Here is a 13,830-nt window from a genome sequence, read left to right as displayed (position 1 = left end):
GCCAATCGGCGGGGTTCTTTTTTTATGCTTTTAGAGATTCAAGCTCTTCTTGAGGGCCTCAATCTTCTCATCAGCAGCCTTGATGCAGCGCTCGTAATCAGCAGCATCCTTGAAGCTTGGATCCTTCACCTCAGTATAGAACTTAATCTTTGGCTCAGTACCTGAAGGACGAACAGAAACCTTTGTACCATCCTCGCAGAACCACTGCAGCACGTTGCTGGTGTCTGGCATATTCAGCTTCTCTACGCTGCCGTCAGCCTTTGTAGCCTCGAGGGTCTTGTAGTCCTTCCACAAGCAAACCTTGCTGCCGCCCAACTCCTTTGGAGGATTAGAACGGAAGTCGGTCATCATCTGCTTAATCTCATCGGCACCAGTCTTACCAGGACGAACCACATTGATGGTTACCTCCTTCGAGAATCCGTACTCCTTATAGATGTTCATCAGCAGATCGTAGAGGGTCATACCGTTGTCGCGAGCCCAAGCAGCAATCTCACAAATCAAGCAGATAGATGCTGGAGAATCCTTATCGCGAACCTTATCGAATGGCAGGAATCCGAAGCTCTCCTCACCACCACCAATATATTTCTTCACGCCCTCAGAGATGCGGATCTCGTTAGCAATCCACTTAAATCCTGTGTAGCAGTCGCGATACTCCACGCCGTTCTTCTTGGCAATCTCAGCAATCACCTCGGTAGTAACGATAGTCTTTACCAGGAACTCGTTACCCTTGAGCTGACCCAGCTTCTTCTTGTTGGCAATGATGTACCAAGAGAACATCATACAGGTCTGGTTTCCGTTCAGAATCTCCCACTCGCCCTTAGCGTTACGACAAACGATAGCCAAGCGGTCGGCATCAGGGTCAGAAGCAATTACCAGGTCGGCATTCAGGCGTGTACCCAGCTTCATACCCAGCGTCATAGCCTCGGCATTCTCAGGGTTAGGACTAACTACTGTTGGGAAGTTGCCATCAATCACCATCTGCTCTGGAACCACGTGGATATTCTGGAAGCCCCATGAACGCAGAGCCTCAGGAATAATCACACGTCCGGTACCGTGCATTGGGCTGTAAACAATATTCAGATCCTTCTGGCGCAGAATCACGTCCTGATCTACCATAGCCTCCTTCACGGCCTGCAGGTAGTCCCAGTCCATCTCACCACCAATAATGTCGATGAGCTCCTTATTGCCCTCGAACTTCACGTCCTCAATCTTTACCTTGTTCACCTCGTCGATGATACCCTTATCGTGTGGAGCCAGTACCTGAGCGCCATCATCCCAGTAAGCCTTGTAGCCGTTGTACTCGCGTGGGTTGTGCGAAGCGGTGACGTTAACACCGGCCTGACAGCCCAGCTGACGGATAGCGAACGAGATTTCTGGTGTAGGACGCAGACTCTCGAACAGATACACCTTGATACCATTAGCCGAGAAGATATCAGCTACTGTCTCAGCAAACATACGTCCGTTGTTGCGGCAGTCGTGACCCACTACCACACTGCTCTGCTTGCCAGGGAATGCCTTCAGAATGTAGTTAGCAAAACCCTGTGTAGCCATACCAACAATGTACTTGTTCATGCGGTTGGTACCAGCGCCCATAATGCCGCGCAATCCACCTGTACCAAACTCCAGATTCTGATAGAAAGCATCAATGAGGGCTGTTTTATCCTCAGCCTCCAACATAGCCTGTACTTCCTTACGTGTCTCCTCGTCAAAGGCTGGAGAGAGCCATTCTTTAGCCCGTGCCTCGCACTGAGCAATCAGTTGTGAATTGTCTGCCATAATCTTTCTGTTTTTTATCTTTCGATTATTAATAATTTTCAATCCACAAAGATACACAAAAATACAGAAGAATGGGCGAAAAGTTATCTCGATTTATAAAATCTTAACTTTTCGCCCATTCACACATTCTCACTTTCTCACTTCTTCAGTATCTTATCTATCTCGTCGAATTGCTTACCCATGTTCAGATTAAAATAGATTCTGTACAATGCCGGAGCCCATTTATCCGTTTCGTCGGGCGCCATTTCGCGATATTTCTCCATATAAGGCCTAGCCCTCTCATACATTTTCTTGATCTGCTTCTTGTACTTTCGCGAATCCATTCGCTGGGCAATATTCAGGCAGGCTATACCGCCATTATAATAGATGTCGGCCAAGTTTGGATTCAGCCCTATCAGCTTGTCGCTAAACATCAGGCAGTCGCCATACTTCTTCAGGTTCAGCATCACCATCGACTTGGCAAAGAGATATAGCTCATTCAGCGAGTCGGTCTTCAGCGCCTCGTTTACCACGCTGTCGGCCATCTCGTAGTTGCCTCGGGTGTTGTAGTAGTCCATCAGTCGAGGAAAGTAGTAGCTCGACTTGGGATACTTGTTGAATCCCTGCCACAGTGTGGCGGTGTACATCGAGTCGTCTTCCAGCTTCTGCCAGGCCTCGGCCATATACTGCAGGGTGTACTCCAGTTTCTGCTCGTCGCGCTGGGCGGTAGCAGCATGTCGCAACACCAATACGGGGTCGTTCATGCGATATCCGCAGTAAGTAGCCCAATAGGCCACCTCGCCCATCTTGGGGTCTTTATACATATAGTCGTAGCCCGTAAACAGCGGCTGACGTTCGCAGTCCAGATACATCTCAAAGAAGTCGAATGCCTTTTTGTAGTCGCCCTTCTTCAGGTGGTGAGCACCTCCGTAGTAGATATTGGGACGATAGCCATTCATCTTAGCCGCGTTAGCCTTGCGATACTCAGGGTTAATCTTGCCGTTCTTATCGGGCTTAGCGTCGATAGAGTCCAGTCGCTCGGCTACCATAAACATGCGCTTTGCCAGGTCGAAGAACTTGGTTGTATCTACCTTGTTCTTTACATACATCTGCTCGTTAATGGCCAGATACTGTTTCTCTACAGCCTGCAGCCATATATCGTAGATACGGGTATTCTCCTCGTTAGCCTTATCTTTCAGCAGGTCGGTCATCAGTTTCTCGGCCTGCTCCAGATTCTTACCACTCTTCAGTATGGTTCTTGCATCACCAATCTGCTTTCGCTGAGCACAGCAAGCCGCACTCATCAACAGTCCGCAGATGGCAAAAAACATATATTTTCTCATTTAGTTTATACCTTATATATTATTTAGCGGGTGCAAAATTACAAAAAAACGGCAAAATACTTGCAAACTAAAGAAAAAATAACTATATTTGCAACCTAATTATCAACTAATGGCCCAAAATGATCATGAAAAAAAAGTATTTATTGTGGAGTTATGCCGTCATTGCTTGTGTAGTTATAGCAATACTCTTTTCCATCACTTTCACCTCTATCATGGGTATGAAGGCGGCTCGTAACGCGATGTCTAATCCTGAAAACCGAAAAGCAATCTACGACACCTCTGCTAAAGTTTCGCGCGACACCGGACTGAAGATTCCCACTTTCCGCATCCATCAGCACAAACCTGGCGAGTATCACGATGGAAGTCTGTTTCGCGACACTCTGGTAGTCTATTTCTATAAAGGCGTACCCGATAGTGTTTATACATCGTTTGTAGAACGAGCCCATGCCATCGAGGCCAAGAACGACTCAACCAAGCGTGTCGAAATCGACAACGATAACTATTTCTACGAAGATCAATATCTTAACGGTTTCTCATGCTATCTGGGCGTTCGCATCAGCAAGACTTCACCCTATGGCGAAATCATTTACGGCAACTGGAGGGCCGAAAAGAACGATTAAGAACACACTTTTGCAAAGAATTCACCGAAAAGTTTGGCAGTTTCAGAAAAAATAACTACCTTTGCAGCCGATTTCCCGCAAGGGGAAGTTATCAAGGCTGGTTCGGTAGCTCAGCTGGATAGAGCAACTGCCTTCTAAGCAGTAGGTCTTGGGTTCGAGCCCCAACCGAATCACGAAAAAGTGGGATATTATATAATATCCCACTTTGTATTTTTATAATAAAAATCCTGCTTTTATTTCTTATCGGCAAAGTCATCTATCTCCTTGATGGTTTTATTAAGCGTACGCTTCTCGCGGTAGAAGGTATAGAAAACAAATGAAAGACCTATAAGAATGATTAAGGCATCCTCGATTAAATGGGTAGTTGAGGGTAATGGAATATTTGTGCCATAATAAATATCAAATAAAATCCATACTATCCATAACAGAAGGATTGGTAACACAATAAAAAAGGAAAGTTTCTCCCTGCGCCTGAAAGCTGTAAGTCGCAGCTTTACACTGAGCACGTTGTCACATAGCAGATACTTATCACGAATGGTACTTATGTTCCAGATGCCGAAGGCAGCACTAAGGATAAGTATCAGTTCGCAGAACAGAATCGGGCCCCATGAACAACCTACAATGTTTCTAAATACCAGAATCACTATTGGTATCATCACTATATTTATGATAGCTCCCCCGATATTAAGCTGTTTTATCCATGAAATATGTCCTTTTGTTGTTGCAGCCATCAATAGTTTTCTATTTACTATCTCCTGCTCATCCATGCGATTCTTAAAATCGGCCACTTGTTGGCGAAGTAATTCCAATTCCTGCAAGTTGTCATTCTGATTTTCCATAATTTTGTTTTTATTCGTTTGACATGTTTTTTAATTCCTCCTTGATGCGATAGAGTCGAACAGAAACGTTTTTGACAGTGATTCCCATAATGGCGGCAATCTCCTCATAGCTAATATTCTCCAACCACAGCAAGATGATAGCACGATCAAATTGGCCTAATTTGGCGATGCGTCGTCGTAGCATATCCATCTGTCGTGAGTTCTGGTTGGATTCTGTTTCCTCAAAGGGATTGACACCCATTGTTAAAGGAACTGTTTTGCGACGGCGCTTCTTGCGGTCGAGCGAGATGCACACGTTAAGGCTTACGCGGTAGATCCATGAGCGCACATCACTACGTCCCTTAAACGATGGCAAACTGTTCCATAGGTTTATAAGCACCTCCTGAAACAAATCTGCCACTTCATCCTGGTCGTTAGAGAACATGTAGCAGACGGTGTATATTGTGCCTCGATGTTCTCTCACCAATTGTTCAAACTCTCGTTCTAAATCTTTCATTTTAGTCTTGATAAATAAACTTTGATAATAAGTCGCAAGAAGGATGCAAAAAACTACATAAAAACAAAAAAATGTTGGAAATTCAAACGTTTATTATAAAGTCTGAGAGTTTTTGGTTAGGGATTTTGTTCTTTAAGTAATGTTTGTTATTTGTCATTATAATGGCCCTCTAATTCCAAAACAAGGACAGTTACTACTTCATCATATATATCGTATATTATTCGGTCATGACCAGACAAATGACGTGAATATGTCACATCATTGCCTCCTTTAAGTGCCTCAGGATGCCCTGTGCCTGTTCTTGGATGCTCTTCTAGTTCTGGTAAGAGTTTATAGAGTTTCTTGAAAGAATTAGGATTCGATTTCTTCCACTTCTTAATGACTTTTTGTGCGTCCTCAGAAAATTCTATCTTATAATTCATAATTCCTCCATCCATTTCTGGGCATCTTTTGCACTCTCAAACTTAAGTGTTTTGCCTTCCTGGTACTCTTTTCGAGCCTTCTCTATCTTTTCTGCCATTTTTGGCGTGATAGAGAGATCGTCATCATCCATTAACACGATTGCATATTTCTTTTTATTGCCTCGATTAATGAATACAAACTCACCAGCATCGACACGGTCGAATGAGCTGGCCATGTTCTTTCTGAAATCGGTAAATGATAATGCTATCATAATTCTATTCATTTATATGTTACGGCGGCAAAGATAGGCAATTTATTATAATCTTCCAAATGTTTATGTACTTTTTTAAGTACTTTTTAATTATTTCTTGATATAATTTGGTGGTAACACAAAATTACAGTGGCAAAGGTAAGAAATGGGGAGTGATTTAAAAAAGACACGATTTTTGGAAGAATTGTTTTGTTTGTATAAATTTAATTAGTACTTTTGCAGGGATTTTAAAAAGATAATGATTATGGCAAACAATAAGCGTTTTATTTGGGAGAAAGTCCAGAACGGCATCATGAAAGATGCAAGTATCCTTATTGATAAAGAGACAGGTGTAAACTATCTATTTGTAGAGCATGGATATGCAGGTGGACTTACCCCTTTGCTCGATAAAGATGGTAAGCCGGTAATTACTCCACCAAATGAGATCATAGATAAGATGTAATATGTCTTGGAAACGGAAATTTCGCTGCAAGGCATGTGGCTATGAGGCAGAAGTGTATGAGGGACGTGGATTGTTCCGTCAGCAGATTACAGCTATGACTTGCCCTGATTGCAAGACCATCCAGAACATTGTTGTGGGTGGAATTATTGCCGATGTTGCACCATCCTACAGAAGTGAAGTTGGCCGATTATGTCTACAATGCGGCAGCGATAATATTCGTATTTGGGATGGTAAAACATGTCCTAAATGCAAGGGCGAAATGGAAGATACGGGAGAAAAGGAGTTTTGGACATGATGGATATCGAGCAGAACGCGAATTTACATAAGAAAACGTTTCAAGAGCTAACTACGGATGAACTGTACGAGCTGTTGAGAGTTCGTTGCGAAGTGTTTGTGGTGGAGCAGAATTGTGTGTATCAGGATCTGGATGGTGATGATCAGACATCTGTTCATCTGTGGCTGACCGTGGCAGACAAGGTTGTAGCTTTGGCTCGAGTATGTCCTGCAGGAACGCATATGCAGGAGGTATCAATAGGCAGGGTTATCACTACCGAACGTGGTAAAGGCTTTGGCAAGCAGATTATGCTCTATGCCATTGAGGCAGCTAAAGAGCATTTCAATGCGACATTAATAGCTATTGAGGCGCAGGAGTATGCCAAAGGCTTTTATGAAAGCGTCGGATTCCGTCAGTCGTCAGATACTTTTATGCTTGATGGCATCCCCCATATTAAAATGACATTAATGACAGAAAAATGAGAAAAGCAAGCAGAGAGATGGATGCAGCCTTCGCCTTGGAGGTATTTGACAAGGCGCCATATATTACAGTAAGCTTTACGCGAGCAGATGGCACGCCTTACGGTGTACCCTTGTCATTGGCTCGCACAGACGATAATACATTCTACTTCCATTGTGCTTTGGAGGGTGATAAGTTGGATTGTATTTCAACCAATCCGAAAGTTGCTTTGTCGGCAGTCACTAAGTGTGCCCCGACTGTAGGCCCTAAAGATGGCAGTTTCACACTCCAATTTAAATCGGCAATGGCCGTTGGTATGGCTGGGATAGTGACGGATAGAGACGAAAAGATAGAGGCTCTGAGAGTTATCTGCCAAAGATTCCTTCCTAAACACATGGATGCATTTGACGATGCCATTGCCCGTAGTCTTGAACGTACTGCTGTTGTAAAGATTACCCTGACTGAGCCTCCAACTGGTAAGCGCAAGCAGTACGACAAGGAAGGTGAAGAGATGAAATGGCAACGAATGGAATGAATTATGAACATAGCAGAGCTGCATGACGAAGAGAATCTGCACACGCAGATGGAAGACCGCTGGGAGAACTACGGCAGCTTGGATGGGATCATCGACTCTGATGACCCATTCACGCTACAAGGTGCACCGAGGTTTGAACTGTCAGAGAAGATAGACAGTTTGCTGAGTCATGCGCTGACTGATGATGAGAACCTGCTTCTTCGCCAGGTCCTCGGCATGGGTTGCAAACAACGGCCGATAAAGGAGCTTGCTAAGATGCACGGCATAACTTTGCAGGCAGTCCAGCAGCAGTTAGTGGATATCGTCAATAAACTGCGTCACCACGACGATTCTATTCAGCTATGGAAGTATTTGAATAGATAGTATTATAGATACATTTTTAGTAAATTAGTTTGTTCGTATTGTTTTAATTTGTATCTTTGCGGACAACAATTTTGAAATTTGTACTTTCGCAGCCACCTATGGATATACAGATTTTTTTCACATCGCTTTTAAACGTAGTTTGCGAGATGGCTCCCTTCTTGTTATTGGGATTCTTCATCGCAGGAGTGCTGCATGTATTTGTACCACAGAAGTTCTATGCCAATTATCTATCACTAAATAACAAGATGTCTGTACTTTGGGCGGCTCTGCTCGGAGTGCCCCTACCTTTATGTTCGTGTGGTGTGATTCCAACGGCAATTGGCCTGAGAAATGAGAAAGCATCGAAGGGAGCTATTGCTTCGTTTCTGATTGCCACGCCTCAGACGGGCATCGACTCCATCCTGGCCACTTTCTCGCTGATGGGACTGGGCTTTGCCATTATCCGTCCGGTAACGGCACTCGTAACAGGAGTCTGCGGCGGAATGTTGGTAAACCTACTTGTGCGTGAGGATAATATGACAGAAGCCCCCTGCACTTCATGTCAATTGGAACAAGGTAATAAGATCTGGCGAGTACTGAAATATGGCTATTATGATATTATACGCGACATTGGCCTGCGATTGCTTATTGGACTTGTCGTAGCGGCATTGATTCAGGTAGCGGTGCCAGATGAATTCTTCCTTTCGTTTGGCAACCAGCCATTTATGCAGATGCTTGTCATCTTAGCCATTGCTGTGCCGATGTATATTTGTTCTACAGGTAGCATACCTGTGGCTGCAGCATTAATAATGAAAGGACTCTCGCCTGGAGCTGCACTGGTGATGCTGATGGCGGGCCCTGCGGTCAATCTTGCCTCCATCCTTGTGGTTCATAAGGCGATGGGGCGGCGCTTCACCTGGATTTATCTGATGACCATCGTGGTTTTTGCAGTTCTCTTTGGTTTGCTGATTAATGCTACCGGATGGGATTTCTCTGTCTCCACACAAGATGCGTGCTGCATGACATCCGCTCTGCCCAGCCCGTTTAAACTGGTATGTGCCACAGTACTAACACTATTAATTATATTTGCTCTTATGATGAAATTATTCAGCAAGTTTACTTCCAAAAAGCCTTTAGACCCCGACGTGGTGGTCTACAGAGTAGAGGATATGCATTGCAGCCATTGCGAAGCTGCCGTTGTACGTGCCGTCGAGGATCTGCCCGGCGTAGAGAAAGCTAAGGCCAGTGCCTCTGCCAATACCCTTACCATCAAGGGTCCTGCTACAGAAGAAGCCATTCGCTCTGCAGTCGAAGGGATTGGCTACACTTTCAAGGGGAAGGCCTAGAATTAGTGGTGGTAGCGGCGGTAATTGTCGTCTAGGGATTGGGCGACTAGGCCGGTGAACTCTTGGCCGATGTTTTCGGCTAGGAAGTCACGGAGGTTTAGGACTGAGGAATAGTATTTTTTTGAGAACCACGATTTAGCGACGCGCTTCTTTTCGCGGCCGATGTCGCCGTGATTTCCACGGGGAATCTCCTTGCCGGTGCCAAAGTCTTGCCAGAGTCCGTATTCGGTGAAGAGCTGGGACAGGCCGATTTCCATGAAACGGCCGTCGGCTCGGACTGGTAAGGCGGTGACTAAACTCAACAGGTGGCCGGTGTCGATGACACCAAGCAAGGTGTTTACCTAAACTGGGCATGTGAAATCCCTAAACTTGTATAGGAATTTTCCAGAATACCATATTTGTGCGATGCGAAATACTATCGGCATGGTATTTCATATATCCAAATTTCGGCGTACCTTTGCAGCAGTTACTTTTGCTGTTTGAATAAATTATTGAATGGAAAGATCTATGGTAACGAAAGAATCCAATTATGGCCGTCAGTACAAGGAGTACACCACAGGTCAAGAAGAAGGCAGAAATGCTAAGATAGGCGCTCAGGTGCTCGGTGGAGAGCTCTGGTACAATTAACGCAGTTCCACAACCCGTATGAAAGGCAGCTGAAAAGCTGCCTGTTTTTTGTGCAAAAAAAGGAATCACATATTACTATGAGATTCCCTGTGGTTTCAGACTTCCTATAGCTTTCTGTTGGCATATTGCTGTATGCAGTCAGGATCTATGCGAGTGTATGACTCATCTCCAAGCAATGTGGAGGTAAGCAGCATATCCGCAGTAGTACGATTGGTGGCAAAGGCAATATTGTAAAGTGATGCCAGTCGACTAAGGGCTGATACATCGTTCTGGTGTCCCTGCACAGCGAGGTTATCGCAGAAGAATATCAGCATGTCAATCTTACCCTCGGCCAGCATAGCACCAATCTGCTGGTCGCCTCCTAATGGGCCGCTCAGCAGTCGTGTCACCTTACCCTCGAATGGATGTTCAGAACCTTCTTCTGTACCGAATTTAAGTTCGCTAATCAGTTTACCTGTTGTGCCTGTAGCGTAAAGATGATGCTTTGAAAGCAGGTCGGCATTGAAACGGACCCAATCCAGCAGTTCATTCTTACGTGAATCGTGTGCAACGAGTGCAATGTTAAGTGTTTCTTTCATAATAACTCCTTTCTTAAAATTAAACAATCTTCTTACCTTATCTAATACCTTTTCGGTATGTTATCCGCTGCAAAAGTAGGTATTTCTGCTTAGTATGATAACGAAATGACAATCTTTCTAAGCAGGAAACAGGAATTTCTTGGTTTAAGTCAAAGGTTTGATATAAAGCAAGGGAGCTGTATCACTGGAATGATGCTGCTCCCTACAATATAACCAAGTTTAGACTAATTACGAGACTTCGATGGCTTTAGTGACCTTCTGCTTCGGCTCAGCCTTTGGCATGGTGATGGTCAAGATGCCGTCCTCCACCTTGGCAGAGATCTGATCTTTCACTACATCATCAGGCAGCGTGTAGTTCTGCTCGTAGTTCGAGTAGCTGAACTCACGGCGCAGATAGTGGTGGTGCTTGTCCTCATGCTTGTGTTCGGCCTTGTTCTCAATGGCGATGGTGAGGTTGCCCTCGTCGTTGATGCTGACACGACAATATTCTTTTTTGATGCCTGGAGCTGCAAGTTCCATCGTGTAGGCCTTCTCACTCTCCTTGACATTGACTGCGGGTGCTGTACTGTTGGCACGAGGCATCCAATCAGTGTTCAGGAAATCTTCAAAAAATGTTGGCATCCAACTGTTCTGAAACATTACTGGTAACATAATCAATACCTCCTAATTATACTTTAAATTAAACAATGTTGTTGATCGCGTCGGCCTTTCAGCGTCAGCTTTCACAAGGCATCATACAACATTTGTGCCGATAGACAGATTGGCACTCGGATTAAGTCAATATGGCAAGAATTTTAAAACTAGATAAACATTGCTGCCAATTATTTAAACTCAGTTAAACAATGATGTCAGCATAGAGTACAGATAGCTGCCGAAGGGTATCATGCCCAGTAGCACATCCCGCAGGGCATTATTCAATACGGCCAGTGTCAGCGGGATGCTCTTGATGACGCGGGCGGAGAAGTAGACGAATGGCACGACGCAGATTAGTGCAATGGCATCGCCCCATCCGGGAATGACGCCTATGAGCGCATCCAAATAGTAGCGATCCATGTATCGGGTCAATCCCTCCATAGTCTGATAGGCTTTGTTGCCCATCAGACGCTGACGTCTCTGAAGTCGTTTCTCCTCGTTCATATTAGACTATACCAATTCTTTACCGAATGGTGACAGGGCCAGCTTTGCCAAACGGAAATGCATCTTCCCGAAGGGTATACCAATGATGGTGATACAGAAAATGATGCCATAGAATACATGAGTAAGCCAGATCCAGATGCCGCCCACGATGAACCACAGTACATTCATAAATATGCTCAGACAGCCTGGCTCCGTTGGCTTCCACTTAACCTTTGTACCAAATGGCCAAATGGCCAGCATACCCAGCTTCATGCTCTGTATGCCAAATGGTATGCCGATGATGGTAATCATCAAAATCAGACCAGCGATGAAATACTCCAGGGCGATATGCAGCCCACCAAAGATAATCCAAATGATGTTTCCTAATGTCTTCATTCTAATCTCTTTCTAAAAGTTTCTAACTTTTAGACGTAATCCAAAGTCGAAAAGTTGCAAGCCTATTTCATATTTCTATTAAAATATTGTTAAGTATGCTTGTTGGATGGCCTGTATTTTGTGGTTTTTTAGTATCTTCGCAACCGTTTTGCGCTCTCTGTGAGGGCATAGTAGTATTTTAAGGTTAAAAGATTGATATATTATGGGGTATTACTTATTAACGTATTATATAAAGAATACTAATGCGGGAACAAAGAATCTGTTTGAATTTGTTCCCTATAAGTCTGAAGAGTTGTCGATGACCGATGATCAGCTCATGAAACTTATCCATTCCAAGTTTCAGCAGTATCCATATCTGCGTTTTGTAACTGTAAGTGAAAAGCGTTGGGAGCATGATGATGAGTACAAATTGAAGTTTACTGCCAATAACTTGTATTACAGCGAGACGCCGGTTCCGAAGGATTATAATCCAGAGACTATTGAGAATAGGGATATGAGAGACTATGCCAATGCCGCATTCTTTAGTAAATACGAAGTATTGCATCAAGGGTTTGAGGTGAATCTCGAGAAGGAAGAAAAGGTCATCAGACTTGGGGCCTATTCTTACAAACTCAAAGGCGTTCTCATATGCGAAGCAAGTGAGGAGGAAAAGAAGAAATACTATTGCGACGAGTATATGATTTACCCAATAGTAGACGACCCATTGCGTGTATATGAGGGCGACGAGATAATTAATGGCATTGATAGGCTGGTAATTGGAAAGTGTGGGGATACTCTCCTTTTAAAAGATCTTTTCGAAGCCATTGATTATAATACAAGCGAAAACTGTTGCGAATACGAAGCTGTGCTACAAGATGTTGAAAGATGCGGTATAACGGTTTCAAACCGAAAGAGCCTGGATAGTAGTGAAGAACTGTCAGATACCATCGTACTTGAAGTAATTGAAGATAGGAAAAATTTATTCAGAATTCAAAGTATTGATGATAGTTATTACATAGGCCCGCGAAATTTCTATGTGGGCGATGACGATGAACTGTATGAGTGCAGGGGTGATGGAAGTAGCAGCCCGTATAATCAGAAAATCATCACTCGACTTGTTGATGATGTATATGGACTTTATTATTTCTTTAATAAGCCCAACCTGCGTGTGCTTGTAACGGCTCGAGTAGAGAAGGATAAAGAGAAATATGAATATGAAAATGTGACTATCCCTAAGGACTGGTATTACACGATACAGACTCTGGAGTCAGATGTAAATCGCGAACTCGACGAGTTGTTTAAGAAATATCCTAATAGTTATTACAAAGAGAAGCGACCTGATGTGTTTGTAGAGAAGAAATAAAGAAAATGGGGTTGTCATCGCGACAGCCCCACTTTCGTATATAACTAAACAAATACTTTATATGAACAATTGGCTAAAACTTTGTCGGTACAAAGGTACGGGGATTTATCCGTGTTTGCAATACCTAAAAAGTGGGATTTTCATTCATCGTCTTCATCATCAAAGTCATCATACTTGCCATCTTCATGGCGCTGCTCTCTTTCGTGCTCTTCATGAGCATCTTCATTGGCTTCCATAGCCAGAATTACTTTAGTTCTGAAAGTAATCACGCGCAAAAAGAGGCTCGCAGTGATGCGCGCCTCTTAATGCGCGGCAGTGCGGCAGTGCGGCAGCGCGGCATTAGGTGTTTGCATAGTATAGTAGTGAGGCATATATATCTATTTTAAATTATTATATATTATAATATATAATAATTATATATAATATAATAGAATAGGTTGCCGCGGATGATGAAAGTGCTGATGCCGCGCTGCCGCAGTGCCGCACTGCCGCACGCCTTTGTCTTTTCCTGATTTTGGTGGTTCTTCTGCAATTTAGTTGAAAAGAACGATAGTTTATCGGCTATATCAATCGCGATTTATTCTATCTAGTTTGACAAGATTTGCGAATGGTTTTATTTATATATAATTAACTGACAATCAATAATA

General features: G+C 43.7%; 19 protein-coding genes and 1 tRNA gene. 9 read left to right on the top strand and 11 right to left on the bottom strand.

The annotated features are described in order from the left end of the window. Positions 1-30: 30 nt before the first annotated feature. The gene (locus tag BUB86_RS15660; RefSeq protein ID WP_073211297.1) at positions 31-1,776 is read right to left on the bottom strand and encodes a phospho-sugar mutase; all 1,746 of its coding nucleotides are present in this window, start codon (positions 1,774-1,776) and stop codon (positions 31-33) included. A gap of 137 nt (positions 1,777-1,913) precedes the next feature. Continuing rightward, positions 1,914-3,098: a tetratricopeptide repeat protein gene (locus BUB86_RS15655; RefSeq protein WP_073211295.1), complete on the bottom strand. Its 1,185-nt coding sequence runs from the start codon at positions 3,096-3,098 to the stop codon at positions 1,914-1,916. 125 nt (positions 3,099-3,223) lie between these two features. Here BUB86_RS15655 and BUB86_RS15650 point away from each other — a divergent pair, with 125 nt between their 5' ends. Together BUB86_RS15650 and BUB86_RS15645 are read left to right on the top strand one after the other, a co-directional pair. After that, positions 3,224-3,718, top strand: a complete 495-nt coding sequence (locus BUB86_RS15650) for a hypothetical protein (RefSeq protein WP_139261672.1) — start codon at positions 3,224-3,226, stop codon at positions 3,716-3,718. 99 nt (positions 3,719-3,817) lie between these two features. Next, positions 3,818-3,891: transfer RNA gene (locus BUB86_RS15645), tRNA-Arg, on the top strand. 60 nt (positions 3,892-3,951) lie between these two features. Here the strand turns inward: BUB86_RS15645 and BUB86_RS15640 are convergent. From BUB86_RS15640 to BUB86_RS15625, 4 genes are all read right to left on the bottom strand, one after another. Continuing rightward, positions 3,952-4,557, bottom strand: a complete 606-nt coding sequence (locus BUB86_RS15640) for a hypothetical protein (protein ID WP_073211291.1) — start codon at positions 4,555-4,557, stop codon at positions 3,952-3,954. Positions 4,558-4,567: 10 nt separating this feature from the next. Then, positions 4,568-5,053 carry an RNA polymerase sigma factor gene (locus tag BUB86_RS15635; protein WP_028913177.1) on the bottom strand — a complete coding sequence of 162 codons (486 nt, stop codon included), beginning with the start codon at positions 5,051-5,053 and terminating at the stop codon, positions 4,568-4,570. Between the two features lie 146 nt (positions 5,054-5,199). Beyond that, a complete protein-coding gene (locus tag BUB86_RS15630) occupies positions 5,200-5,475 on the bottom strand; it encodes a type II toxin-antitoxin system YoeB family toxin (protein WP_028913178.1) in 276 nt (91 codons plus the stop codon). Then, positions 5,472-5,726 carry a type II toxin-antitoxin system Phd/YefM family antitoxin gene (locus BUB86_RS15625; RefSeq protein WP_073211289.1) on the bottom strand — a complete coding sequence of 85 codons (255 nt, stop codon included), beginning with the start codon at positions 5,724-5,726 and terminating at the stop codon, positions 5,472-5,474. The genes BUB86_RS15630 and BUB86_RS15625 overlap by 4 nt, the downstream gene beginning before the upstream one ends. A 244-nt stretch (positions 5,727-5,970) precedes the next feature. Between BUB86_RS15625 and BUB86_RS15620 the strand changes: the two genes are divergently transcribed. The 6 genes from BUB86_RS15620 to BUB86_RS15595 all read left to right on the top strand — a co-directional run bounded on the left by BUB86_RS15620 (position 5,971) and on the right by BUB86_RS15595 (position 9,124). Further along, positions 5,971-6,168 (top strand): DUF6440 family protein, encoded by a 198-nt coding sequence (locus tag BUB86_RS15620; RefSeq protein ID WP_073211341.1) that lies wholly within the window; start codon positions 5,971-5,973, stop codon positions 6,166-6,168. 1 nt (position 6,169) lies between these two features. Next, positions 6,170-6,463, top strand: coding sequence for a hypothetical protein (locus BUB86_RS15615; protein ID WP_073211286.1), 294 nt, complete (start codon positions 6,170-6,172; stop codon positions 6,461-6,463). Next, entirely contained in the window at positions 6,460-6,924 is a 465-nt protein-coding gene (locus BUB86_RS15610) for a GNAT family N-acetyltransferase (protein ID WP_073211283.1), read from the top strand. The genes BUB86_RS15615 and BUB86_RS15610 overlap by 4 nt, the downstream gene beginning before the upstream one ends. Continuing rightward, positions 6,921-7,436 (top strand): pyridoxamine 5'-phosphate oxidase family protein, encoded by a 516-nt coding sequence (locus BUB86_RS15605; RefSeq protein ID WP_073211280.1) that lies wholly within the window; start codon positions 6,921-6,923, stop codon positions 7,434-7,436. The genes BUB86_RS15610 and BUB86_RS15605 overlap by 4 nt, the downstream gene beginning before the upstream one ends. Positions 7,437-7,439: 3 nt before the next feature. Continuing rightward, a complete protein-coding gene (locus BUB86_RS15600; protein WP_073211277.1) occupies positions 7,440-7,799 on the top strand; it encodes a hypothetical protein in 360 nt (119 codons plus the stop codon). Positions 7,800-7,897: 98 nt separating this feature from the next. Beyond that, positions 7,898-9,124 (top strand): permease, encoded by a 1,227-nt coding sequence (locus BUB86_RS15595; protein ID WP_073211274.1) that lies wholly within the window; start codon positions 7,898-7,900, stop codon positions 9,122-9,124. 2 nt (positions 9,125-9,126) lie between these two features. Here BUB86_RS15595 and BUB86_RS15590 read toward each other — a convergent pair whose 3' ends face one another. The 5 genes from BUB86_RS15590 to BUB86_RS15570 all read right to left on the bottom strand — a co-directional run bounded on the left by BUB86_RS15590 (position 9,127) and on the right by BUB86_RS15570 (position 11,841). Continuing rightward, entirely contained in the window at positions 9,127-9,456 is a 330-nt protein-coding gene (locus tag BUB86_RS15590; protein ID WP_254795197.1) for a hypothetical protein, read from the bottom strand. Between the two features lie 399 nt (positions 9,457-9,855). Then, the gene (locus BUB86_RS15585; protein WP_073211270.1) at positions 9,856-10,329 is read right to left on the bottom strand and encodes a methylglyoxal synthase; all 474 of its coding nucleotides are present in this window, start codon (positions 10,327-10,329) and stop codon (positions 9,856-9,858) included. 228 nt (positions 10,330-10,557) lie between these two features. Beyond that, positions 10,558-10,968, bottom strand: coding sequence for an Hsp20/alpha crystallin family protein (locus BUB86_RS15580; RefSeq protein WP_254795196.1), 411 nt, complete (start codon positions 10,966-10,968; stop codon positions 10,558-10,560). A 192-nt stretch (positions 10,969-11,160) separates the two neighbouring features. Then, complete coding sequence (locus BUB86_RS15575) at positions 11,161-11,466, bottom strand: DUF4112 domain-containing protein (protein ID WP_081373292.1); 306 nt, start codon at positions 11,464-11,466, stop codon at positions 11,161-11,163. Between the two features lie 6 nt (positions 11,467-11,472). Further along, the gene (locus BUB86_RS15570; protein ID WP_073211267.1) at positions 11,473-11,841 is read right to left on the bottom strand and encodes a YccF domain-containing protein; all 369 of its coding nucleotides are present in this window, start codon (positions 11,839-11,841) and stop codon (positions 11,473-11,475) included. A gap of 202 nt (positions 11,842-12,043) precedes the next feature. Here BUB86_RS15570 and BUB86_RS15565 point away from each other — a divergent pair, with 202 nt between their 5' ends. Beyond that, positions 12,044-13,183 carry a hypothetical protein gene (locus tag BUB86_RS15565; protein WP_073211265.1) on the top strand — a complete coding sequence of 380 codons (1,140 nt, stop codon included), beginning with the start codon at positions 12,044-12,046 and terminating at the stop codon, positions 13,181-13,183. Positions 13,184-13,830: the final 647 nt, after the last annotated feature.

It is taken from the genome of Xylanibacter ruminicola (assembly GCF_900142525.1).
In the GTDB taxonomy this organism is placed as follows: domain Bacteria; phylum Bacteroidota; class Bacteroidia; order Bacteroidales; family Bacteroidaceae; genus Prevotella; species Prevotella ruminicola_A.
The sequence above is the reverse complement of the archived record's forward strand: the minus strand, read 5'-3'. Positions and strand labels throughout refer to the sequence as shown.